Annotated in this window: 22 protein-coding genes; 10 read left to right on the forward strand and 12 right to left on the reverse strand. The window is 68.8% G+C overall.

Annotation, left to right across the window (positions count from 1 at the left end; translation table 11 throughout):
* Positions 1 to 82: 82 nt before the first annotated feature.
* On the forward strand, positions 83 to 559 hold the full coding sequence (locus tag DFS13_RS21830) for an SRPBCC family protein (protein WP_006488803.1): 477 nt from the start codon (positions 83 to 85) through the stop codon (positions 557 to 559).
* A 15-nt stretch (positions 560 to 574) separates the two neighbouring features.
* Here DFS13_RS21830 and DFS13_RS21835 read toward each other — a convergent pair whose 3' ends face one another.
* From DFS13_RS21835 to DFS13_RS21850, 4 genes are all read right to left on the reverse strand, one after another.
* A complete protein-coding gene (locus tag DFS13_RS21835) occupies positions 575 to 1,690 on the reverse strand; it encodes an amidohydrolase (RefSeq protein ID WP_111442114.1) in 1,116 nt (371 codons plus the stop codon).
* A gap of 1 nt (position 1,691) precedes the next feature.
* The gene (locus DFS13_RS21840; RefSeq protein WP_006496194.1) at positions 1,692 to 2,999 is read right to left on the reverse strand and encodes an MFS transporter; all 1,308 of its coding nucleotides are present in this window, start codon (positions 2,997 to 2,999) and stop codon (positions 1,692 to 1,694) included.
* 82 nt (positions 3,000 to 3,081) lie between these two features.
* A complete protein-coding gene (locus tag DFS13_RS21845) occupies positions 3,082 to 4,374 on the reverse strand; it encodes a CaiB/BaiF CoA-transferase family protein (protein WP_006496193.1) in 1,293 nt (430 codons plus the stop codon).
* Entirely contained in the window at positions 4,371 to 5,357 is a 987-nt protein-coding gene (locus DFS13_RS21850) for a hydroxymethylglutaryl-CoA lyase (protein WP_111442115.1), read from the reverse strand. The genes DFS13_RS21845 and DFS13_RS21850 overlap by 4 nt, the downstream gene beginning before the upstream one ends.
* A 173-nt stretch (positions 5,358 to 5,530) precedes the next feature.
* On the opposite strand from DFS13_RS21850, the gene DFS13_RS21855 reads away from it, so the two are divergent.
* Together DFS13_RS21855 and DFS13_RS21860 are read left to right on the forward strand one after the other, a co-directional pair.
* Complete coding sequence (locus tag DFS13_RS21855) at positions 5,531 to 6,349, forward strand: IclR family transcriptional regulator (RefSeq protein ID WP_006490799.1); 819 nt, start codon at positions 5,531 to 5,533, stop codon at positions 6,347 to 6,349.
* A gap of 146 nt (positions 6,350 to 6,495) precedes the next feature.
* Positions 6,496 to 7,134 (forward strand): 2-hydroxychromene-2-carboxylate isomerase, encoded by a 639-nt coding sequence (locus DFS13_RS21860; protein ID WP_006496191.1) that lies wholly within the window; start codon positions 6,496 to 6,498, stop codon positions 7,132 to 7,134.
* Between the two features lie 30 nt (positions 7,135 to 7,164).
* Here DFS13_RS21860 and DFS13_RS21865 read toward each other — a convergent pair whose 3' ends face one another.
* Entirely contained in the window at positions 7,165 to 8,148 is a 984-nt protein-coding gene (locus tag DFS13_RS21865; protein WP_012493600.1) for a LysR family transcriptional regulator, read from the reverse strand.
* Positions 8,149 to 8,249: 101 nt separating this feature from the next.
* On the opposite strand from DFS13_RS21865, the gene DFS13_RS21870 reads away from it, so the two are divergent.
* Positions 8,250 to 9,482, forward strand: coding sequence for an MFS transporter (locus DFS13_RS21870; RefSeq protein ID WP_111442129.1), 1,233 nt, complete (start codon positions 8,250 to 8,252; stop codon positions 9,480 to 9,482).
* A gap of 427 nt (positions 9,483 to 9,909) precedes the next feature.
* A complete protein-coding gene (locus tag DFS13_RS21875) occupies positions 9,910 to 10,602 on the forward strand; it encodes a phosphatase PAP2 family protein (protein WP_034203187.1) in 693 nt (230 codons plus the stop codon).
* Positions 10,603 to 10,701: 99 nt separating this feature from the next.
* Here the strand turns inward: DFS13_RS21875 and DFS13_RS21880 are convergent, their stop codons facing one another.
* Both DFS13_RS21880 and DFS13_RS21885 read right to left on the reverse strand, forming a co-directional pair.
* Positions 10,702 to 11,361, reverse strand: coding sequence for a glutathione S-transferase family protein (locus tag DFS13_RS21880; protein WP_111442116.1), 660 nt, complete (start codon positions 11,359 to 11,361; stop codon positions 10,702 to 10,704).
* A 125-nt stretch (positions 11,362 to 11,486) separates the two neighbouring features.
* Positions 11,487 to 12,557, reverse strand: coding sequence for an MBL fold metallo-hydrolase (locus DFS13_RS21885; RefSeq protein WP_060211036.1), 1,071 nt, complete (start codon positions 12,555 to 12,557; stop codon positions 11,487 to 11,489).
* Between the two features lie 281 nt (positions 12,558 to 12,838).
* Between DFS13_RS21885 and DFS13_RS21890 the strand changes: the two genes are divergently transcribed.
* Both DFS13_RS21890 and DFS13_RS21895 read left to right on the forward strand, forming a co-directional pair.
* Positions 12,839 to 13,744 (forward strand): HTH-type transcriptional regulator ArgP, encoded by a 906-nt coding sequence (locus DFS13_RS21890; protein ID WP_006490811.1) that lies wholly within the window; start codon positions 12,839 to 12,841, stop codon positions 13,742 to 13,744.
* A 163-nt stretch (positions 13,745 to 13,907) separates the two neighbouring features.
* Complete coding sequence (locus DFS13_RS21895; protein WP_006480352.1) at positions 13,908 to 14,120, forward strand: DUF1059 domain-containing protein; 213 nt, start codon at positions 13,908 to 13,910, stop codon at positions 14,118 to 14,120.
* A 104-nt stretch (positions 14,121 to 14,224) separates the two neighbouring features.
* Here the strand turns inward: DFS13_RS21895 and ltaE are convergent, their stop codons facing one another.
* The 3 genes from ltaE to DFS13_RS21910 all read right to left on the reverse strand — a co-directional run bounded on the left by ltaE (position 14,225) and on the right by DFS13_RS21910 (position 16,247).
* Complete coding sequence (gene ltaE / locus DFS13_RS21900; RefSeq protein WP_034203185.1) at positions 14,225 to 15,238, reverse strand: low-specificity L-threonine aldolase; 1,014 nt, start codon at positions 15,236 to 15,238, stop codon at positions 14,225 to 14,227.
* Between the two features lie 117 nt (positions 15,239 to 15,355).
* A complete protein-coding gene (locus DFS13_RS21905) occupies positions 15,356 to 15,907 on the reverse strand; it encodes a YMGG-like glycine zipper-containing protein (RefSeq protein ID WP_059722149.1) in 552 nt (183 codons plus the stop codon).
* Between the two features lie 13 nt (positions 15,908 to 15,920).
* Entirely contained in the window at positions 15,921 to 16,247 is a 327-nt protein-coding gene (locus tag DFS13_RS21910) for a hypothetical protein (RefSeq protein WP_048987733.1), read from the reverse strand.
* A 469-nt stretch (positions 16,248 to 16,716) separates the two neighbouring features.
* Here DFS13_RS21910 and DFS13_RS21915 point away from each other — a divergent pair, with 469 nt between their 5' ends.
* Genes DFS13_RS21915 through DFS13_RS21925 form a run of 3 tightly spaced genes read left to right on the forward strand, consistent with a single transcriptional unit; the run spans position 16,717 to position 19,317 of the window.
* Positions 16,717 to 18,129 (forward strand): cytochrome ubiquinol oxidase subunit I, encoded by a 1,413-nt coding sequence (locus DFS13_RS21915; protein WP_111442117.1) that lies wholly within the window; start codon positions 16,717 to 16,719, stop codon positions 18,127 to 18,129.
* A 29-nt stretch (positions 18,130 to 18,158) separates the two neighbouring features.
* Positions 18,159 to 19,166 (forward strand): cytochrome d ubiquinol oxidase subunit II, encoded by a 1,008-nt coding sequence (gene cydB, locus DFS13_RS21920; protein WP_006494372.1) that lies wholly within the window; start codon positions 18,159 to 18,161, stop codon positions 19,164 to 19,166.
* Positions 19,138 to 19,317, forward strand: a complete 180-nt coding sequence (locus DFS13_RS21925; RefSeq protein WP_034187692.1) for a hypothetical protein — start codon at positions 19,138 to 19,140, stop codon at positions 19,315 to 19,317. The genes cydB and DFS13_RS21925 overlap by 29 nt, the downstream gene beginning before the upstream one ends.
* 209 nt (positions 19,318 to 19,526) lie before the next feature.
* On the opposite strand, the gene DFS13_RS21930 is transcribed toward DFS13_RS21925, so the two are convergent.
* Positions 19,527 to 19,721: a YqaE/Pmp3 family membrane protein gene (locus DFS13_RS21930; protein ID WP_006487958.1), complete on the reverse strand. Its 195-nt coding sequence runs from the start codon at positions 19,719 to 19,721 to the stop codon at positions 19,527 to 19,529.
* A gap of 179 nt (positions 19,722 to 19,900) precedes the next feature.
* Entirely contained in the window at positions 19,901 to 21,577 is a 1,677-nt protein-coding gene (locus tag DFS13_RS21935) for an alkaline phosphatase family protein (protein ID WP_105865869.1), read from the reverse strand.
* Between the last annotated feature and the right edge of the window lie 114 nt (positions 21,578 to 21,691).

The following is a 21,691-nucleotide window of genomic DNA, read 5'->3' on the forward strand; positions in this document are numbered from 1 at the left end:
CCGCGCCTAGGATTCCTGAAGGAAGCATGACGACACGCCGGGCGCCGGCGTGCACCGTCGCGCGCGCTTCGCGGGAGGCCACATGTTGCACACGCACACGCATTCGACCCGGGTCAGCCGGCACCTGAACGCCCCGCGCGGGCGCGTCTACCGCGCGCTGCTCGACCCCCACGCGGTCGAACAGTGGAAAGTGCCCGACGGCATGACCTGCCGCGTGCATGCGTACGATGCGCGCGAAGGCGGCGCGCTGCGCGTGTCGCTGAGCTACGACGCGCCCGCGGCCGGCACCGGCAAGACCACCGCGCATACCGACACCTATCACGGCCGCTTCGTCACGCTCGTGCCGGACCAGCAGATCGTCGAGATCGACGTATTCGAAACCGACGACCCGATGCTGCGCGGCGCGATGACGATCACGATCACGCTGTCCGACGAAGCGGGCGGCACGCGCGTGGATGCCGTGCACGACGGCGTCCCGCCCGGTGTGCCGGCCGCCGACAACGAGACCGGCTGGCAGATGGCGCTGGCGCGGCTCGCGGCGCTGGTGGAAGCCGGGTGACGCGGCGTACGCGCGTCAGCCGAGCCGGTACGCGTGCGTGACCGTGCCGCGGAACAGCGCGTCGCGCTCGTCCGCGCCGGCCTGCGCGGTCAGACGCTTGAACGCGTTCCAGCCGTTCACGAACGAATACGACCCCTTGTCGACCGGGAAATTGCTCTCGAACATGCAGCGCCCGGGGCCGAACGCGTCGATGCAGGTCATCATCCACGGTTTCCACGCGTCGGCGAGCTGCGCCGAGGACGGCGGCTTCGCGCCTTTCTCGAAATCGAATCCGTTGATGCGCATCCCGAGGCCGCCGACCTTCACGTACACGTTCGGCAGTTGCGCGAGCGTGCGCATCGACGCCGACCAGCGCGCGAACACCTCCGGCCGCTTGTCCGCATAGCTGCCGATCCGCACGACGCCGCCGCAGTGGTTGACGATGATCCGCGTGTCCGGGTTCGCCTTCGCGAGCTCGGACAATTCGGGCAACTGCGGGAAGAACAGCCACGCGTCGTACGACAGCCCGAGCGGCGCGAGCTGCGCGACGCCGGCCCGGTACGCGGGATCGAGCAGCAGCCCGCGCGGCACCGCCGACAGCGGATTGGCGAGCGTCGGATCGGCATCCCACGTGCTCAGGTGCCGCACGCCGCGAAACCGCCCGCGCCCCGCTTCGAGATGCGCTTCCAGCACGTCGCGCACGCGTTCGCCGAGCCGCAGGTCCGCATGGCCGACGATGCCTTTCGCGACCGCCACGGGGCCGTGCTGCAGCGGCTCGGTCACGCCGGCGACATAGGCCGTCTCGCCGACCGGCTTCAGCTCCGCGGGACCCGAATCGCGATAGCGCGTCTGCGCCTGCATGTAGACGGACGCCTGGATGTTGTGGCCCGAGCGCGCATCCTGCAGATAGTCGTCGAGGAGGTAGATCCAGCCCGGCCGTTCATAGAAGTGATGATGCGCGTCGACGATCGGCAGGTCGGGCTCGAGCGCGGGTTCGAGCGCCGACGCGAGCCAGTCGGGGCGGACCGCGAGGTAGTTGCTTTGCGTCATGCGGGAGGCTCCATCAGGGGCCGGCGTGTCGGCGAACGCGGGCAGCGCGAGCGAGGCGGCGGCCGCGCCGATCAACCGGCGCCGTTTGATCGAAAAGGTCATGTCATTCGCTCCGGTCGAACGCGTACAGCGACAGCGTGAGCAGTGTCGTGATCGCCAGCACGATCGCGAGGCCGAGCATCCCGGCGGTGAAGGTGCCGAAGCTGTCCTTCAGGTAACCGACGAGATAGGGGCCCGCGAAGCCGCCGAGCGCGCCGATCGAATTGATCAGCGCCAGCCCGCCGGCCGCGGCCTGGCCGGACAGGAAGCGCGACGGCAGCGTGTAGAAGATCGTGCGGCCGGCGATCGTGCCGATCAGCGCGAGCGTGATGCCGACGAGCGCGGGCCCGAGGGTCAGGAAATGGGTCGACACGCCGAGCGCCACCGCGCCGATGCACAATCCGATCGCCAGGTTCGCGACCGGGCCGCCGCGTCGGTCCACCCGCTTCGCCCACCACAGCAACGCGACCGTCGCGAAGAAGTACGGCACCGCGGACAGCCAGCCGGTCTGCATCGTCGACATCCCGTGCGCCTTCAGCATTTGCGGCAACCAGATGCCGATGCCGTACGAGCCCATCGTGAAGCCGAACGAGATCAGTGCGAGCACGTACACGCGCACGTCGCGCAGCGCGACGCCGAAGCGCTTCTTGCGGCCGGCCGCCGCGCCATCGCGCTCGAACGCGCGTTGCAGCGCGGCACGCTCGTCGTCCGACAGCCACGTCGCATGCTCCGGCGAGTCCGACAACAGTTTCAGTACGAGGAAACCGAGCGCGCACGCCGGCAGCCCTTCGACGATGAACATCCACTTCCAGCCGGCGAGCCCGAGCGCGCCGTCGAGCTGCAGCAGCCACGTCGACAGCGGGCCGCCGATCAGCGACGACAGCGGCGTCGACACGGTGAACCACGCCAGCACACGCGTGCGATAGCTCGCGGGAAACCACACCGCAAGAAAGAAGATCACGCCGGGAAAGAATCCGGCTTCCCCGATGCCGAGCAGCAGCCGGATCGCATAGAAACTCGTCGGCCCGGTGGCGAGCGCGGTCGCGGCCGCCATCAGCCCCCACGTGATCATGATGCGGGCCAGCCAGCGGCGCGCACCGAAACGGTACAGCGCGAGATTGCTCGGCACTTCGAACACGCAATAGCCGGCGAACATGATCCCCGCGCCCCAGCCGAACTGCGTCGCGGTCAGCCCGAGATCGCGGTTCATCGTGAGCGCCGCGAATCCGACGCTCGTGCGATCCAGATAGTTGAAGAAATACGCGAGCGCGAGCAGCGGGATGAAGCGCCACGCGGCCTTGCGCACCGCACGTTGCTCGATCGACGCGTCGGTCTCGCGATCGGCGGCCAGCGCCGGGGAAGCGGATGTCATGGTTGTCTCCGTGAATGCGGCGAGCCTCCCCGCGCGGTGCGCGGCCGGGACGCCTTTGTTCGTTCGATGAATCGCGGCTGCGCTACGCGCTCGCCACTTCGTTCGCCGAAGGCGCGCCGCCCGGCGCGTCGCCGTGCGCGGCGGCGGCCGCGCCGTACTGCCCCGCCACGACGCCGGCATCGATCAGCGCACGCGCATCGTCCGGCGTGTAGCCGAGCTCGCCGAGCAGCGCGCACGTATCCTGGCCGAGCGCGGGCGGCGCCGAGCGCAGCCGCAAGCGCTCGCCGGCGAGCGTCAGCGGCAGCAGCGCGGTGCGCGTGTCGACCGGCCGCCCGGCGCTGCTCGCGTCGGCCGGCAGCGTCACGGCTTCGAGGCCGCCCGTGGCCAGCAGATGCGGATCGTCGAACAGGTCCTGCGGCTTCGTGATCGGTGCGTAAGGCAGGCCGGTCGATTCGAAGATCGCGCCGATCTCCGCGGCCGAATACGGCGCCAGCCGCGAACGCAATTCCGGCAGCAGCCATTCGCGCGCCTGTACGCGCAGGTTGTTGGTCGCGAGGCGCGGATCGTCCTTCAGCGCGGTCAGGCCGAACGCGTCGCAGAACAGCGCCCACTGCGTGTCCGACACGACCGCGAGAAAAATCTGTTCGTCGTCCTTGACGGAGAACACGTCGTAGACGGCCCACGCGGAAATCCGGCTCGGCATCGGCGCCGCGGCCTGCCCCGTCACCGCGAACTGCATCATGTGCTGCGCGACGAGGAACACGTTGTTCTCGAACAGCGAACTCTGCACCTGCTGGCCGCGGCCCGTGCGCTCGCGCTGCGCGAGCGCGGCCATCGCGCCGATCGCGCCGAACATGCCGCCCATGATGTCGTTCACGCTCGCGCCCGCGCGCAGCGGCCGCCCTTCCGGGCCCGTCATGTAGGCCAGGCCGCCCATCATCTGCACGACCTCGTCGAGCGCGGTGCGATGCTCGTACGGCCCCGGCAGGAAACCCTTGTGCGATACGTACACGAGACGCGGATTCAGCGCGTCCAGCGCCGCGTAGCCGAGGCCGAGCCGGTCCATCGTGCCGCTCTTGAAGTTCTCGCTGAAGACATCCGCCGTCGCGACGAGCCGCCGCACGATCTCCAGCCCGCGCGGGTCCTTCACGTCGACCGCGAGACTCTTCTTGTTGCGGTTGAACATCCCGAAGAAGCCCGCGCCGGAACCGCGCAGCGCCCGCGTGCTGTCGCCCGCGATCGGCTCGATCTTGATCACTTCCGCGCCGAGATCCGCGAGCAGCATCCCGCACGTCGGGCCCATCACCATGTGCGTCATCTCGATCACGCGCACGCCCGCATACGGCAGCGCGGCAGCCTGTTGTCGATCGTTCATCGTGCGACTCCCGCTACGCATCCTTCCGGTTGTCGAGCCACCGCAGCGCGACCATCCGCATAGCGGAAACCCTTCGGCAACCCTGCGTCGGGCACGTGGCCGTACAGCGCCTCGGACGGCAGCGCCGCCTGCAGGATCGCGCGCGCGGCGAGCAACGCGTCGACGTCGACGCCCGTGTCGTAGCCCATCGCCTCGAGCAGGAACACGAGATCCTCGGTGACGATGTTGCCGCTCGCGCCCGGCGCATACGGACAGCCACCGAGGCCGCCCTGGCTCGCGTCGATCGTCGTCACGCCCGCATCGAGCGCCGCGACGACGTTCGCGAGCCCCTGCCCGCGCGTGTTGTGGAAATGCGCGCCGCCGGCCTTGTCGCCGACTTCGCGTTGAAGCCGCGTGAACAGCCGGCGCACCTGCGCGGGATTCGCATAACCGCTGGTGTCGGACAGGCCGATTTCGTCGACCCCGCATTCGGCCATCGCCACCGCCATCGCGATCGTCTCGTCGTCGGAGACCGTGCCCGCGATCGTGCAGCCGAACGCCACCGACACGCCCGCCTCGATCTGCACCGACGGAAACCGCGCGTCGCGCAACGCGACGATCGCGCGCACCTCGTCGATCATCTGCGCGGGCGTCTTGCGAATGTTCGCCAGCGAATGGGCTTCCGTCACCGAGACCGGCAGCGTCAGCTTGTGCACGCCCGCGTCGAACGCGCCCTCGGCGCCGCGCAGGTTCGGCGCGAGCGCGGCGACGTGCAGCCCCGGAATCGCGAGCGCGTGCGCCACGACTTCGCGTACATCGGCCATCTGCGGGAGCAGCCTGGCCGGCACGAACGACCCGACCTCGATCTCGCGCAGGCCGGCCGCGGCCAGCGCGGTGATCCAGCGCAGTTTGGCGGCCGTCGGCATGACGGCCTCGATGCTCTGCAGCCCGTCGCGCGGCCCGACCTCGCTGACCAGCACCTTCGTGTTTTCGGAAACCTTCATTCGACACCTCATCGTTCTATCTGAAAGAACATAGTTCCGTTTGACAGAACTGTAAGCGCACGTCGGACGGGCGATAAGCGGGGTATACCCGTGAAATCGCGTTTTTCTGGAACTTGTGTTCTGTCAGATAGAACGATATAGTCGACCGTCCCATCATTCGAAGGAAGCAGGCAGTGCCGAGGAATCCAGCAGTTCACGCCGGCGACGCATCCGATCCGGCGACCGAGGAAGCATCCAGCGGCGTCGCCGTGCTCGACCGTGCGTTCGCGATCCTCCGTGCGTTCGGCCAGACCGACGACCGGCTGTCGCTCGCCGAGTTGTCGCGCCGCACCGGGCTGTACAAGAGCACGATCCTGCGCCTGCTCGCCGCGCTCGAGCATGGCGGCTTCATGCGCAAACTCGACGACGGCCAGTACGCGATCGGGCACGAGCCGTTGCGGCTCGCCGCGCTGTACCAGCGTTCGTTCCGCGTCGGCCCGGTAGTCGAGCCGCTGCTCGAGACGCTGAGCCGCGAACTCGGGGAAACGGCATCGTTCTACGTGCGCCAGGGCGACGTGCGCTCCGTACTCTATCGCGTCGAGCCCGCGCGGGCGGTGCGTGTTTCGATCCGCGTCGGCGAGGAGTTTCCGGTCGGCCAGGGCGCCTCGGGGAAGGTGCTGCTGGCCTTCACCGACACGCAGGACGCCCGCTGGCACGACGTGCGCGAACAGCTGTGGGCCGCGTCGTACGGCGAGCGCGACCCGGAGACGGCATCGGCATCCGTGCCCGTGTTCAACGCGGCCGGCGAATGCGTCGGTGCGTTGACGGTGTCGGGCCCGAAATCGCGGCTCGCCGCCGCGCCGGCGATGACGGCGGCGCTCGCGATGCTGCTGCCGCTCGCGCAGAAGGCGACCGTCGCGCTCGGCGGCGCGGGCGCGCGCTACGACGCACCCGCCGTGCGCGACAGTCTCGCGCGGCTCGCGTCGTCAGCGGACGACACGGTCCGCTCGTAGGGCGTCGGCTGCATCCCGGCAGGCGACGCGGCAGCATGAAAGGCAACCGCATGCGACACTGGCCGCCGATGCACGCAGCGCGTCGTTCACCGGCACCGCGCCGCGCGTGCAACCGTCAACCGGACCCGCACGAGGAGACACCCGCGATGAACGCCGCGCGCACCGCCACCTGGTATTTCGATTTCGTTTCGCCGTTTGCCTACCTGCAACAGGAACAGTTCGACCGGTTGCCGCCCGCCGCCGCGTTCGAGCCGCGGCCGATCGTGCTCGGCGCGCTGCTCGCGCACTGGGGCCAGAAAGCGCCGGCGGAGATCGCGGCCAAGCGCGTGTTCACCTATCGCCACGCGCAATACCGCGCGGACAAGCTCGGCATCGCCTTCCGGATGCCGCCCGCGCACCCGTTCAATCCGATCAAGCCGCTGCGCCTCGCGATCGCGATGGGCAGCTCGCCCGACGCGATCCGGCGGATCTTCCGGCATATCTGGCGCGACGGTCAGGACGTATCGACGCCGGAAGGCTTCGCCGCCCTGTGCGAAGCCGTCGGTTTTCCGGAAGGTGTGACGGCCGTCGACGCCCAGCCGGTCAAGGACGCGCTGCGCGCGAACACGGATCGCGCGATCGCCGACGGCGTGTTCGGCGTCCCGACCTTCGTACTCGACGGCGACCTGTTCTGGGGCGAGGACGCGACCGACATGTTCGTCGACTGCGCGACGTCGCGCGCGTGGCTCGACTCGCCCGAGGTACGCCGCATCAGCGCGCTGCCGGAAGGCATCCGGCGCGGCTGACCGCGAGTCGCCACCGGCGCGCCGCCCGCGTCAGCCGTCGCGCCCTTCGACGAGCGCCGGCACGGCCTCGCGCATCATCGCGACGAACCGCACGAGCCGCGACGGATAGAACTGCGCATGCGGATAGGTCAGGTAGACGGGCAGCGGCGCGGCCTGCCACTCGGGCGCGAGGTGCACGAGATCGCCGCGCGCGAGATCGCCGGCCAGCAACCATGACGATCCGACGCACGCGCCGACGCCCAGCAGCGCCGCGCTGCGCAGTGCATACAGGTTCGCGGTCGTGATGCGCGGGCGGATCGCGAGGCGCCGCGTGTCGCCGGTGGCCGCATGCGTCAGCAGGAGTTCGTTGCGGTAGTAGGTGCGCAACGCGAGCCACGGCAGCGCGGCCAGCGCGTCCGGGTCGGCCGGCACGTCGGCGCCGTTCAGCACGGACGGCGCGGCGACCACGAAGCGCGGCACCTTGGTCAGCCGGATCGCGACCACGCCCGGATCGGTCGGCTCGCCGACCTGGATCGCGCAATCGATGCCGCTGCCGACGAAATCGCGCACCTCGTCCTGCAGCAGCCACTCGACCGACACGCGCGGATAGTCGCGCAGGAACTGCGCGAGCGGCACGACGAAACGCTCTTGCCCGAACGCGTGCGGCACCGCGACCCGCAGCAGCCCGTCCGGCTCCTCCTGCGCGCCGCGCAAATCGGCCTCGAACGCCGCCCAGCTCGCCAGCAGCTCCTTCGCCCGCTTGAAGCACCGCTCGCCGTCGACGGTCAGCCGCATCGCATGGGTCGTGCGTTGCAGCAGCCGCATGCCGAGCGAACTTTCCAGCGCCTGCAGCCGGCGGCTGATCGTCGGCTGCGTCGTATGCAGTTGCACGGCCGCCGCCGACAGGCTGCCGGCCTCGACTATGCGCACGAAGGTTTCCATCAGCTCGAAACGATAGCCGGCGCCGTCCACCGGCACCGTCTGAATGCGCGGAGACCCGCCAGCAGCGGGAGAGGATGAGGATTTTTCGGTCATGCGTGCAGCGTATAACAAATCTGCGCAAGGCGGCACTACCGTCGCCGGCCGCGTGCCGCCACACTCGCGTCCATCCCATTCTTCAACCGAGGATGTACGCGATGTCCACCACTGCCCGTCTCGATACCGCGCCCCGCGTGGCGCACGCTCCGGCCCATCCGGCCGCCCATTCGATGCCCGATCGCCGGCTCGTGCTGCTGCTCGCGGCCGCCGCCGGCCTCGGCGTCGCCCCGCTCTACTACGCGCAGCCGATGCTCGGCGCGCTCGCACCCGATCTCGGCGCGTCGGCGCGCGCGATCGGTTTCGTGCCGACGCTCACGCAGCTCGGCTATGCACTCGGCATCCTGCTGCTCGCGCCGCTCGGCGACCGCTTCGACCGACGCCGCGTGATCGTCACCAAGGCCGCCGCGCTGGTCGTCGCGCTGCTGCTGGCGGCCGTCGCGCCATCGCTCGGGCTGCTGCTCGCGGCGAGCTTCGCGATCGGCCTCGCCGCGACGATGGCGCAGGACGTCGTGCCGGCCGCCGCGACGCTCGCGCACGACGCGCATCGCGGCCGCATCGTCGGCACGGTGATGACCGGGTTGCTGCTCGGCATCCTGCTGTCGCGCGTCGTGGCCGGGTTCATCGCCGAGACGGCCGGCTGGCGCGCGATGTTCGCGCTCGCGGCGGTCAGCGTCGCCGCGATCGGCGCCGTGGCCGCACGCGGGTTGCCGCGTTTCGCGCCGACCACGCAGCTGCCGTATCGCGCGCTGATCGGCTCGCTCGGCGCGTTGTGGCGCGAGCATTCGGCACTGCGCCGCGCCGCCCTCGCGCAGGGGCTGCTGGCCGTCGGCTTCAGCGCGTTCTGGTCGACGCTCGCGGTGATGCTGCACGGTGCGCCGTTCCATCTCGGCAGCGCGGCCGCCGGTGCGTTCGGCCTTGCGGGCGCCGCCGGCGCGCTGGCCGCGCCGATTGCCGGACGCCTGGCCGACCATCACGGCCCCGAGCGCGTCACGCGCATCGGGATCGGCATCGCGACGGCGTCGTTCGCGTCGATGGCCGCCGCGCCGCTGATGTCGCCGCATGCGCAGCTCGTCCTGCTCGCGGTCGCGACGATCGGCTTCGATCTGGGCGTGCAGGCGACGCTGATCGCGCACCAGTCGATCGTCTACCGGATCGATCCCGCGTCGCGCAGCCGCCTCAACGCGGTGCTGTTCGTCGGCATGTTCATCGGGATGGCGGCCGGCGCCGCGCTCGGCAGTTCGTTGCTCGCGCAACTGGGCTGGAATGCGGTGACCGCGCTGGCCGTCGCGACGTCGCTGGCCGCGCTCGTCGTGCGGATGTGGCGCAACTGAGATCGGGCGTCGCGTAGCACCGGCGGGCAAGCCCACGAGGCTTGCCCGCTTTTTTTATATTTTTGATCGACGCGCGCATGACGCCGCGCCGCCCGGCAGCTTCGCACCATTCCGGCACGGCAATCGTTCATCCGGCGCAAGGTCCGCACCGGCCGGTCGAATTGTCCAGTTCACCCAAATATTTTTCCGGCGTTCGTGCAGGTCCGCACGCAAACATCGGATGATTCGACCCTGCCGCACCGTACGGCGCGTTGCCATCCGGCCCCACCACCGAGCCCGGTGCGTCAGGGGATTCCCGGTATTTTTTCGCATTTTCTTCGAAATAACGGGTGACATACTTGCCCCCCGTTGCGCTCCGTGCGAGCGCGCTTTCCGATCCAGCCGGCCGCCCGTCATGCGCTGCGCGTCCGCCCGGGTCGCACAGGACATGAACGATTTCGACACCACGATCCAGATCTTCCTCACCCACGTGACGTTCGGCCCGTTGATGAATCACGCGATCCGCGTGATCGCGGGCCTCTACACGTTCAAGGGCTTCGTGCTCGTTCCCGTGCTGTGCTGGCTGTGGTTCCAGCCCGGCCCTAACCGCGAACGGCAACGCGAACGGGTCGTCGCCACCGTCGCGAGCGGGCTCGTCGCGCTCGCCGTCGGCCGCGTGCTCGCCCAGGTGCTGCCGTTCCGCGTACGGCCGATCTACAACCCCGACCTGCACCTGCACTTTCCGTCGGCCGGACTGCGCGCGGCGACGCTGCAGACATGGAGTTCGTTTCCGAGCGATCACGCGATGCTGTGGATGGCGATCGCGACCGGCATCTTCATCATCGCGCGCCGCGTCGGCATCGTCGCGCTGCTGTATTCGGTCGTGTTCATCTGCCTGCCGCGCGCGTATCTCGGCTTTCACTATCCGACCGACCTGATCGCGGGCGCGGCGATCGGCATCGCGATCGCGTGGCTGCTGACGCGCGACGCAATCCGCTCGCGCTTCGCGCCGCAGGTGCTGGAGATGATCCGGCGCTTCCCCGCGCCGGCCTATACGCTCGCGTTCCTGCTGTGCTTCGAGCTGATCACGCAGTTCGACGAACTGCTGACGCTCGCGCAGTCGGCCACGCGCACGATGTGACAGGCCGCCGCGCAATGGTGCTGCTGCTGTCGTTCCGTCGCCCCGGCGCGCGATGCCGGCCATGCGCGGCGGCCGCGCGCCGTGCGACGGCCGCACCCGTCAGTCGCGATCGGGTGCACCGAGCGGAAAGAACGAACGATACGGCCGCGCCTCGTCGACCGCCCGCGCAAACGACGGCCGCGCAAGCAGACGCTGGCGGTACGCGATCACGTTCGCGAACGCCGGATCGATCCGGTGCGTCCAGTCCGCGTAGAACAGGAACGGCGCCGCGCCGCAATCGGCGAGGCTGAAATGGTCGCCGGCCGCCCATTCGCGCTCGGCCATCGTCCTGTCGAGCCACGCATACGACGTCTCGAGCATCGCGCGCGCATCGGCCACCCCGCGCGCATCGCGCTCGGCTTCCGGCCGCAGCGCATCGAACACGACCTTCTGCTGCGGCGTCGCCACGTAGTTGTCGAAGAAGCGGTCCATCGTCCGCACCTCGAGCGCGGCGCGCGGATCGTCGGGCAGCAGGCGCACCGGGCCCGGATGGTTCAGGCCGAGATATTCGATGATGATCGTCGCCTCGATCACCGTGCGGCCCGCGTCGACGAGCACCGGGAAGCGCTTCAGCGGCCACAGCGCGGCCAGTTCATGCATCGGCTTCGGGTCGTCGTGCGCGAGCACGCGATAGTCGAACGGCGTGCCGTTCTCGTATAGCGCGGTCAGCACCTTCTGGCAGTATGACGAAAAGGGATGGGCGTAAAGCGTCGGCATCATCGTGGGGTCTCTCCGGGTTTCGGCGCCGCGTCGTGCGGCGCCACGTGATCGGATACCTTGACGACGAACGGCGCCCGGCCGTTTCGACATCGGTCCGACATTTTTTCGAAGGACTGCCTGGGCCGCTACGATCGGCCGTCCATCACGACACGCCCTTCCGCGCGCCAGCGCAGCATCCCGCCGCCGAGATTCGCGACCGCGTCGAAGCCGGCCTTCCTGAGGATCACGGTCGCCTGCGCGGAGCGCCCGCCGGCCCGGCATACGGTCACGACCGGCCGGTCGCGCGCGATCTCGCCGGTGCGCGCGGCCAGTTCGCCGAGCGGGATCGGCGTCGCGCCCGGCAGATGGCCGAGCGGACCGGTGAATTCGTCCGGCTCGCGCACGTCGACGACCTGCACGGCCGGCAGATGATCCTCGAGCCATTGCGGATCGATTTCCCAGAAGCCGGCGAACGTATAGACGAGCGGCGCCCAGTCGGCTGCCGCCTGCGCATCGGGCGCGTTCGTGGCGACCCCGCACTGCAGGTTCGCCGGCACCGCGACGTCGATCTGACGCGGATGCGCGAGCCCGAGGTTGCGCATGTAGCCCGCGAAATCGTCCTCGCTGAGATCGCCGCCGAGGCGCGGGTTGAAGCGCCGCTCCTCGCCGACGCTCGTCACCGTGAGCCCGCGATAGTCGTGCGCCGGGTACAGCAGGCACGCGGCCGGCAGCGTGAACAGCCGGCCGTGCACCGCGCGATACAGCGCGCGCGGGTCGCCCTGCTGGAAGTCGGTGCGGCCGGTGCCGCGGATCAGCAGGCAATCGCCGGTGAACGCCATCGATTCGTCGTCGAGCACGAGGCTGATGCAGCCGCTCGTGTGGCCGGGCGTCGCGCGCACGGTCAGGTAGCGTGAACCGAACGCACAGCGGTCGCCGTCGTTCAGGTAGCGGTCGGCGCCTTGCGCGCCGCTCGCGGCCGAGATCGCGATCGCGCTGCCGGTGCGCTGCTTCAGCAGCCAGGCGCCCGTCACGTGATCGGCATGCACGTGCGTGTCGACGGTCGCGACGAGCCGCAGCCCGAGTTCGTCGAGCAGCGCCGCGTCGCGGCGTACCTGCTCGAACACCGGATCGATCAACAGCGCCTCGCGCGATGCGCTATCGGCGAGCAGATACGTGTACGTCGACGATTGCGGGTCGAAAAGTTGCCGGAAGATCATGGCTCGGTTGCTCCGTCGCTTGTTCTTCAGTGGAGTGTAGCCGGGCTCGTGTGCCGCCTGTCGTCGTCGGGCACCGGCATCGGCATGACGACATCGCCGCCGCGTTTCGCGCATGCATACAGCGTAGATCAAAATGCCCGCGCCGCAGCGCATCCCATACGCGGCAACCGATTCCGGCGACGAATCGCGCATGGCGGGACGATTCGCCGCGCCGGGACGGCGGCCCACGCTGCCTTACACTACGGCCTGTTCTCGTCTCCGCTCACAGGAATGCCCCCGACATGTCGATGACGATCGATCCGAAGCAGGCCGCCGCGCTGCTGGCCGTCGCCGACACCGGCAGCTTCGAGCAGGCGGCCGTGCGCCTGCACGTGACCGCGTCCGCCGTCACGCAACGGGTCCGCGCGCTGGAAGCGAGCCTCGGCACGCCGCTCGTGCTGCGCACGCGGCCGTGCCGCCCGACCGTGGCCGGACAGCGCGTGCTGCAGCACCTGCGCCGCGTCGCGCTGCTGCAGGCCGACCTGCAGAGCACGCTCGCGACCGAACGCGAATCGCCGATCTCCGTGACGATCGCGCTGAACGCCGACAGCCTCGGCACCTGGTTCCTGCCCGCGCTGACGTCCGTGCTCGCCGGCGAGCGGATCCTGTTCGAGCTGATCGTCGAGGATCAGGATCACACGTTCGCGCTGCTGGAAAGCGGAATGGCGGTCGGCTGCGTGACGACCGAGCCGAAGCCGATGCGCGGCTGCATCGCGACGCCGCTCGGCACGATGCGCTACCGGCTGCTCGCGGCCGCCGCGTTCGCGGTGCGCTGGTTTCCGCGCGGGCTGAACCGCACGAGCGCACGCAAGGCCCCCGTCGTCGCGTATTCGCGGCGCGACACGCTCCAATCGTCGTTTCTGAAGGAGAAGTTCGGGCTGCCGGACGGCGCCTACCCGTGCCATTACGTGCCGGGCACTCATGCGCACTTCGCGGCCGTGCGGCACGCGCTCGGCTACGCGATGGTGCCGGAGCCGCTGATCGGCACCGCGCCGCTCGATACGCAGGGGCTCGTCGATCTCGCGCCCGCGCATCCGACCGACGTCACGCTGTACTGGCACGCGTGGACCGTGCAGTCGCCGACGATGGCGTCGCTGTCGGAGCGGGTCGTCGAAGCGGCGCGCCGGTTGCTCGCGCCGCTGCCGTAACGCGCCGGCAGCCGCGCCGGCGATCGATACGGTCGGCCGGCGCGGTACGCACTCCGACGAGAAAGTCGGCCGCGCCGCCTATACTTTTTCCATCGGCCTCGCGAACGCGCCGCGCGGCCGATCGTCCAGGTCCGGCCGTTCCCTTTCATGTGAGGAGAACATCATGTCCCGCCGCTATATCGATTGCCGCGAGTTTCCCAGCGCGATGCATTGCTCGGTCGCGATTTCCGCCGACTCCGACAACGAACTGCTGGAGGCCGCCGTGCAACACGCGGTCTCGGTCCACCAGCACACCGACAGCGCCGAACTGCGCACGCAGCTGAAATCGCTGTTCCACGACGGCACGCCGCCCGCCGACACGCCGCGGCAGGCGTAATCCGCCGGCACGGCAACGATCGACCGACGACGCGCCGCGTCAACCCTCCGCGTCCTGCGTCATGCCACGTCGCGCCGGCCCGTCGCCGGCCGACGCACTCCGCTTCACGCGCGCCGCTGCGAGAAGTACTCGCCGACCGCGCCGAGGAACGTGTCGATGTCCGCGCGCGACACGTCGCAGTGGGTGACGAAGCGCGACGCATACAGCATCTGCGTGAGAATCCCGCGTTCCTTGAGCCATGCCTCGAGCGGCGCGCAATCGGCTTCGGGGAATTGCGCGAACACCATGTTCGTCGCATGCGACAGCACCTTCACCGAGTCGATGCGCGCGAGCCCTTCGGCGAGATGCGCGGCATTCGCGTGATCGTCCGCGAGCCGCTCGACGTTGTGATCGAGCGCATACAGGCACGCCGCCGCGAGAATGCCCGACTGCCGCATCCCGCCGCCCAGCACCTTGCGCCAGCGCTGCGCGCGCTCGATCAGCGCACGGCTGCCGACCAGCACCGAGCCGACCGGCGCACCGAGCCCTTTCGAGAAGCAGATCGACACGGTGTCGAACGGCGCGCACAACGCGGCGATCGGGCGACCCGATGCAACCGCCGCATTGCAGACGCGCGCGCCGTCGAGATGCGTGGACAGCCCGCGGCTGCGCGCGAACGCGACGGCTTCCTGCACATAGCCTTCCGGCAAGACCTGGCCGCCGATCGTGTTTTCGAGCGCGAGCAGGCGCGTGCGGGCAAAGTGATTGTCGAGCGGCTTGATCGCCGCAGCGATCTTCGCAAGCGGCAGCGTGCCGTCCGGCGCGTTCTCGATCGGTTGCGGCTGGATGCTGCCGAGCACGGCCGCGCCGCCGCCTTCGTACTTGTAGGTGTGCGCGAGCTGGCCGACGATGTACTCGTCGCCGCGCTCGCAATGCGACATCAGCGCGGCCAGGTTGCTCTGCGTGCCGCTCGGGAAGAACAGGCCGGCTTCCTTGCCGGCCCGCTCGGCCGTCACCGCCTGCAGGCGCAGGACGGTCGGGTCGTCGCCCCAGACGTCGTCGCCGGTTTCGGCGGCGGTCATTGCAGCCAGCATCGCCTGGCTCGGACGTGTCACGGTATCGCTGCGTAAATCGATCATCGCTGTGCCCTGAGAAAACGCGAGCCGGCATCCCTGCGTCCGGCCCTGCCGAAAACGAGACTCAGAGTGTACGCAATTCACGCAGCGCGTGCCGATGGAGGCATGCGATCGCGCGGATCAGTATCGCGGCGGCGGCGGCTGGACGCCCGCCGGCGGCATCGGCGGCGCCGCGCGCGGCGCCGTGTCGTATCCGCTACCGCCATACCCGCCGCCGCTCCCCCCGCTCATGCCGCCCGGCACCGGCACACGGTTGCCGGTCGCATACATGCACTGCAGATACGCATAGTCGTAGCGGCGCTGAACGTCGTAGGCCGAACCCTGCGCGGCGCCCGCACCGACGACGCTGCCCGCGAGCAGCCCCGCGCCCGCGCCGACCGCCGCGCCGGTGCCGCCGTTGAACGCGGCGCCGGCCGCCGCGCCGAGCGCGGTGCCGACGGCCGCGCTGCCGACCGCGCTCGCGGTCGACGCCTGCCCGGCGCTCACGCCGCCCGACTGCTGGAACGCATACTGCCGGCAACTGCCGTCATCCGCGCGGAACTGGTCGAACGACTTGCCGGTGCCCGGCAGCGCCATCACGCTCGGCCCGCTCGGCAGGTAGGCGCACGCGCCGAGCAGCGCGGCCAGCGCCAGCACGGCCGGCACGCGCAGCGGTCGAAATACGGTGTTCATCGTCGCGCCTCCGTCACTGCGGCCGCGCCGGCACCGCGCGCCAGCCCGACTTGCAGGTTTTCACATGCGGGTAGTAATGCTTCGACGCGTCGCAGTAGTACCAGAGGTCCGCGTCGCCGTCGTCCTGCGGCTGCCCCTTCTCGACATACTCGGGCGGCGGCGGCGGAGCGACCGGCACCGCGACGACGGGCGGCGGGTAGTAGTACGGCGCAGGGACGACCGGGGCGTAATACGGGTAGCCGGGGCCGATATAGACCCCGACCCGGGCGGCATGCGCCACGCCGCCCGTCGCGACCGCGAGCGCGGCCGCCGCGCCCAGCGCGAGCTTCAATCCATTCACGTCACGTTCTCCGGCAGGCCGGTTCGGCGATCCGAACCAGGCATCCCGAACGCTACGCCGCACGCGCTCGGGGATCCATTACGGGCCGGCGCGCGAATGTTGCGCGACGTTACCCGTGTCACAGACGCCCCGCCCGTTCGAACGCTCGCGTTACGCGTTTAACGCATCGAAACCGATCGCCGTCCCGGCACACGGTTTTCGTCTGCGCAAAACCGTTCCGATGACGCGACGCGCCATATTGACGCACGTGCGTCAGACCGCCACGCCGCGACCGCGCGCGCCGCGAACGACGTTCTTGATACGAATCAACGATTTATCCCGAAATCGCGCGCGACGGACTGGACATCTGCGACGAGTTGGCGCATTTCGCGGTGCAACATCGCGGCACATACTCCAGCCAACCCCGACGCCTGTCCGCCGGGGTCCGCCGGCACCCGCCGGCGGGTATCGTCAGCCTCGGTCATCTGGTATGGACACCGCACTTTCGGCCCTCGATCTGGCCCGCCTGCAATTCGCGTTCACCGTCTCCTTTCACATCGTCTTTCCGGCGCTGAGCATCGGCCTCGCCAGCTTCATCGCCGTGCTCGAATATCGCTGGCTCAAGACCGGCAAGCAGTACTACAAAACGCTCTGCCTGTTCTGGTCGAAGATCTTCGCGGTCGCGTTCGGGATGGGCGTCGTCTCCGGCGTCGTGATGAGCTATCAGTTCGGCACCAACTGGTCGGGCTTCTCGAGCTTCGCCGGCGCCGTCACCGGCCCGCTGCTGATGTACGAGGTCATGACCGCGTTCTTCCTCGAAGCCGGCTTCCTCGGCATCATGCTGTTCGGCTGGAACCGCGTGAGCCCGCGCGCGCACTTCGGCGCGACGCTGATGGTCGCGATCGGCACGCTGATCTCGACGTTCTGGATCCTCGCATCGAACAGCTGGATGCAGACGCCGCAGGGCTTCGAGATCGTCGACGGCCGCGTCGTGCCGACCGACTGGTTCGCGATCATCTTCAACCCGTCGTTCCCGTACCGCCTGTTCCACATGGCGATCGCCGCGTTCATCGTCGCCGCGCTGGTGGTGGCCGCGACGGGTGCGTGGCACCTGCTGAAGGGTCGCCGCGACAAGGGCGTGAAAAAGATGTTCTCGATGGCGCTGTGGCTGCTGCTCGTGCTCGCGCCGCTGCAGGCCGTGATCGGCGACCAGCACGGCATCAACACGCTGAAGCACCAGCCCGCGAAGATCGCCGCGATCGAAGGGCTGTGGGAAACCGAAAAGGGCGGTACCGCGCTGAACCTGTTCGGCATTCCGGACATGCAGGCGGAAACGACCCGCTACGCGGTGAAGGTGCCGCACCTCGGCAGCCTGATCCTCACGCACAGCTGGGCCGGCGAGATCCGCGGTCTGAAGGACTTTCCGCCGGAAGACCGCCCGAATTCGACGGTCGTGTTCTGGAGCTTCCGGATCATGGTCGGCCTCGGCTTCGCGATGATCGGCCTCGCCGCGCTCGCCTGGCTGCTGCGTCGCCGCGGCCGCCTGTATGAATCGAAGGGGTTCCAGCGCTTCGCGCTCGCGATGGGCCCGACCGGTTTCGTGTCGCTGCTCGCGGGCTGGGTGACGACCGAAGCCGGCCGCCAGCCGTGGGTCGTGTATGGCGTGAAGCGCACTGCGGAAGCCGTGTCGCCGCTGTCGGTGCAGCAGGTCAGCCTGTCGATGATGACGTTCGTGATCGTGTACTTCCTCGTGTTCGGCACCGGCGTGTACTACATGCTGAAGCTGATGAAGGCCGGCCCCGCGCTGCCCGACGTCAAGCACGACGACGAACCCGATACGCGCCCCGATCACACCGCGCGCCGCCCGATGTCGGCCGTCGACGAGCTGATCGAGACCGTCTGAGCCCACTCCTTTCGCTTACGAGAAAACCTATGGACGTCACCGTAATCTGGGCCGCGATCATCGCATTGGGGCTTTTCATGTACGTCGTGCTCGACGGCTTCGACCTCGGCATCGGCATCGTCTTCCCGTTCTTCCCGGACGAGAAGGAACGCGACCTGATGATGAACACGGTCGCGCCCGTGTGGGACGGCAACGAAACGTGGCTCGTGCTCGGCGGCGCCGGGCTGTTCGCGGTGTTCCCGGTCGTCTATTCGACCGTACTGTCGGCGCTGTACCTGCCGCTGATCTTCATGCTGGTGTGCCTGATCTTCCGCGGCGTGTCGTTCGAGATCCGCGCCAAGGCGCGCCGCACGAAACAGCTGTGGGATCTCGCGTTCATCGGCGGCTCGGCCGGCGCGACGCTGTTCCAGGGCATCGCGCTCGGCGCGTTCCTGCAGGGCATCGACGTGAAGGACGGCGTGTACGCCGGCGGCGCGTTCGACTGGCTCACGCCGTTCAGCCTGCTGACCGGCCTCGGCCTGATCGTGACCTATGCGCTGCTCGGCTGCTGCTGGCTCGTCGCGAAGACCGAAGGCGACCTGCAGCGCCGCCTGCATCGCGTCGTGTGGCCGCTGACCGTCGTGCTGCTCGGCTTCATCGCGATCGTCAGCCTGTGGACGCCGCTGCAGGACCCGGCCATCGCGCAGCGCTGGTTCGATTCGGGGTTGTTCTGGCGCCTGCTGCCGGTGCCGTTCCTGGTCGCCGCGTGCGCGGCGTGGATGCGTCGCGCGGTGCGCGACCGGCACGACATGACGCCGTTCGTGCTCGCGCTGGCGCTGGTGCTGCTCGGCTACGTCGGCCTGCTCGTCACGCTGTTCCCGTATGCGATTCCGCAGACGATGACGATCTGGGAAGCGGCGGCGCCGCGTTCGAGCCAGACCTTCACGCTGGTCGGCGCAGCGGTTATCCTCCCGATCATCATCGCCTACACGACGATGGGTTACTGGGTATTCCGAGGCAAGGTGCGCCATGAAGACCAGCATTACTACCACCACTGATTCCGCCGATCGCCCGCCCGAGGCGCCGCGGCCGCGGATGCGCGGCTGGATGTGGTTCGTCGTCCTGTGGGCGGGCGGCGTGATCGGCGCGGTCACGCTCGGCTATGCGTTCAAGATCTTCATGAACCTGACGCTGTTTGCGGTGAAGTAGGTAAAGCGGCCGCCCGGTCGAACGATGGACCGGGCGGCCGCTTTGTCATTCGGCAGCGGTTTCGGCTGGATACATCAAGCCGAACAACGCACGAATCCGCCATTTAGGCAGAAATCCATACAAATCACATCGCCGATGTGAATGAAATATATAGATTTCTACCGAAATACGAACCACGCGGCTGAATCACCCCACCGCGCATTGCGCGTCTACGGCCGCCCGCGCAGCGCCGCGTCGATCTTGCGATCGGTCTTGTACTGGCTCAGCGCATACACCGACCAGATCGCGGCCGGCAACCAGCCGATGACCGTGAGTTGCAGGAGCAGGCAGATGATCCCGGCGATCGGGCGGCCGATCGTGAAGAACTGGAACCACGGAAGCAGCAGGGCAAGCAGCAGGCGCATGAGCGATCCTCTCGGTACGTCGTTGAACGGGTGATGCGCGACGAATATGCCGGTGCACGCGCCTGAATTCAAGCCATGCACCGGCATCGCGGCGCCATGATCCGCCCGGCGCCGCGTTCACCCCACTCAACTTCCGAAACGCCCGCGTCATGCCGCGGACGCACCGCCCTTCCCCACGCTCAACGCCCGATACCGAGCCCCGGCAGCACGCGCGTGTTCTCGGCCACGACCGCCTGCAGCAGGCGCGGGTCGGCGCCGAGCAGCGCGAGGATCGTCGGCGCGACCTGCTTCGTGCCGACGAGGTCGTTCACCGTGCGCGCACGATGAATGCCCGGATACGACACGAGCAGGCCGAGGTGGCTGTCGTCCGGCGCGTTGCCGCCGTGCTCCTCGTCCTTCTTCGTGCTCGACGTGTAGATCACGCCCGGATTCGGCTGGACGACGATGTCCGGCGTGCGGCCGTTGGCCGGATCGCCGAAGCGCTCGGCGAGCGCCGCGCCGTACAGCACGTATGCCTGCGGGCCGTCCGCGCAGATCCCCGGCGCGTTGCAGCCGAGGTTCGCCTTCAGCGTCTGCACGACGGCCGTGCGCTGGCTGCGGTCGCGCAGCCAGATCAGCCCGACGTCGTCGGTCTGCACGAAGCCCGTGCCGACCAGGCCCGAACCGTCGTTCAGGTTGCCCGTCGTCGTGTTGTTCTGGCCGAAGTTGCCGTTCGGGTCGAGGTAGTTGTTCGCTTCGAGCAGCTTCGTCAGCGTGTCGCCGTTCTTCACGAGCTTCGTGTGATCGCTCGGCGACTGGCCGTGCTTCGACGTGACGATCACGGCCGTCGACGAATACAGGTTCGCCTGCTTCAGCGCCGCGACGACATGGCCGATCGCGTCGTCGACATACGTGATCGCGTTCGCGACCTGCCCGTTCGGCGTGAAATCGGCGTCGAGATAGCCGCCGCCCTTCGCGACCGGCGCCTTCTGCGCGACGCTCAGCGTCTGGAAGTTCGCGCCGAACAGCGTCGGCACCGGTGCGGTCTTCGTGCCGGTCGAATCGCGGCCGCCGATCTGGTTGATCAGCGCCTGCACGTGCAGGTTGTCGAAGCGCGCGGTGTGCGAATAGACGTCGGTGTACGCGGTGTTGGTCGCCGGGTCGATCGAATTGATCTCGGTGCGCATCAGGTCGTCGACGCCGGTGCCCGACGGGCCGTTCAGCCAGTCGTAGCCCCACGCGTGCTTGTCGGCCCACGCGGTGCGCGCATTCGGCACGCCGGCCTTCACCGCCTCGAACACCGTGTTGGTCTTCACGTAGTTGTGCGGGTAGACCGGCACGCACTGACCGTTGACCTTCGCATGCGGGATCGCCTGCGGATTGAACGCGCCGCCGCCGTCGAGGTGCACGAGCGCGCCGCCGTTCTGCGCATCGATGCCGGTCGTCTCGTCGAACACGACGTTCCAGCCCTGCTTGCCCGAGCACGTGGTGTCACTCGGCGCGTACAGGTTGCGGTCGTACGACACGTCGTAGAACAGGCCGGCCGTCTTCGGCGAGCCGCCCGTCACCAGTGCGGCGAGGCCCGGGAATGAATCCGACAGGCCCGGCGTATACGCATTCGCATACGTCACACCGCTCTTCGCGAGCACCGCGATGTTCGGGCACGTATTCGCGCCAATGCAGCGCGCGAGATCCTGTTCGTGCAGGCCGTCGATACTCAGCAGCAGCACGTGCTTCACGACGCGGCTCGCCCGGCCGTTGTCCCCGCCCTGAGCGTTGCCGTCCTGTTGCGCCGCATGCACGCCCGCGCTGGCGAGCGCCAGCGCACCCGCCACCATCGCCGCCATTTTCCGTTGCTTGATGAACCTGGAAATCATCACCCCACCTCACCGATTGATGTTGAACCACGTGACCTGCCTTCAGGCGCGCAAAATATCGCCGGATCGTGCGGCGCTCGGATGAAGCGGGGCTTTCTGTTCTCTGTCAAACGT

The organism is Burkholderia sp. 28_3 (assembly GCF_003253915.1).
GTDB lineage: Bacteria > Pseudomonadota > Gammaproteobacteria > Burkholderiales > Burkholderiaceae > Burkholderia > Burkholderia cenocepacia.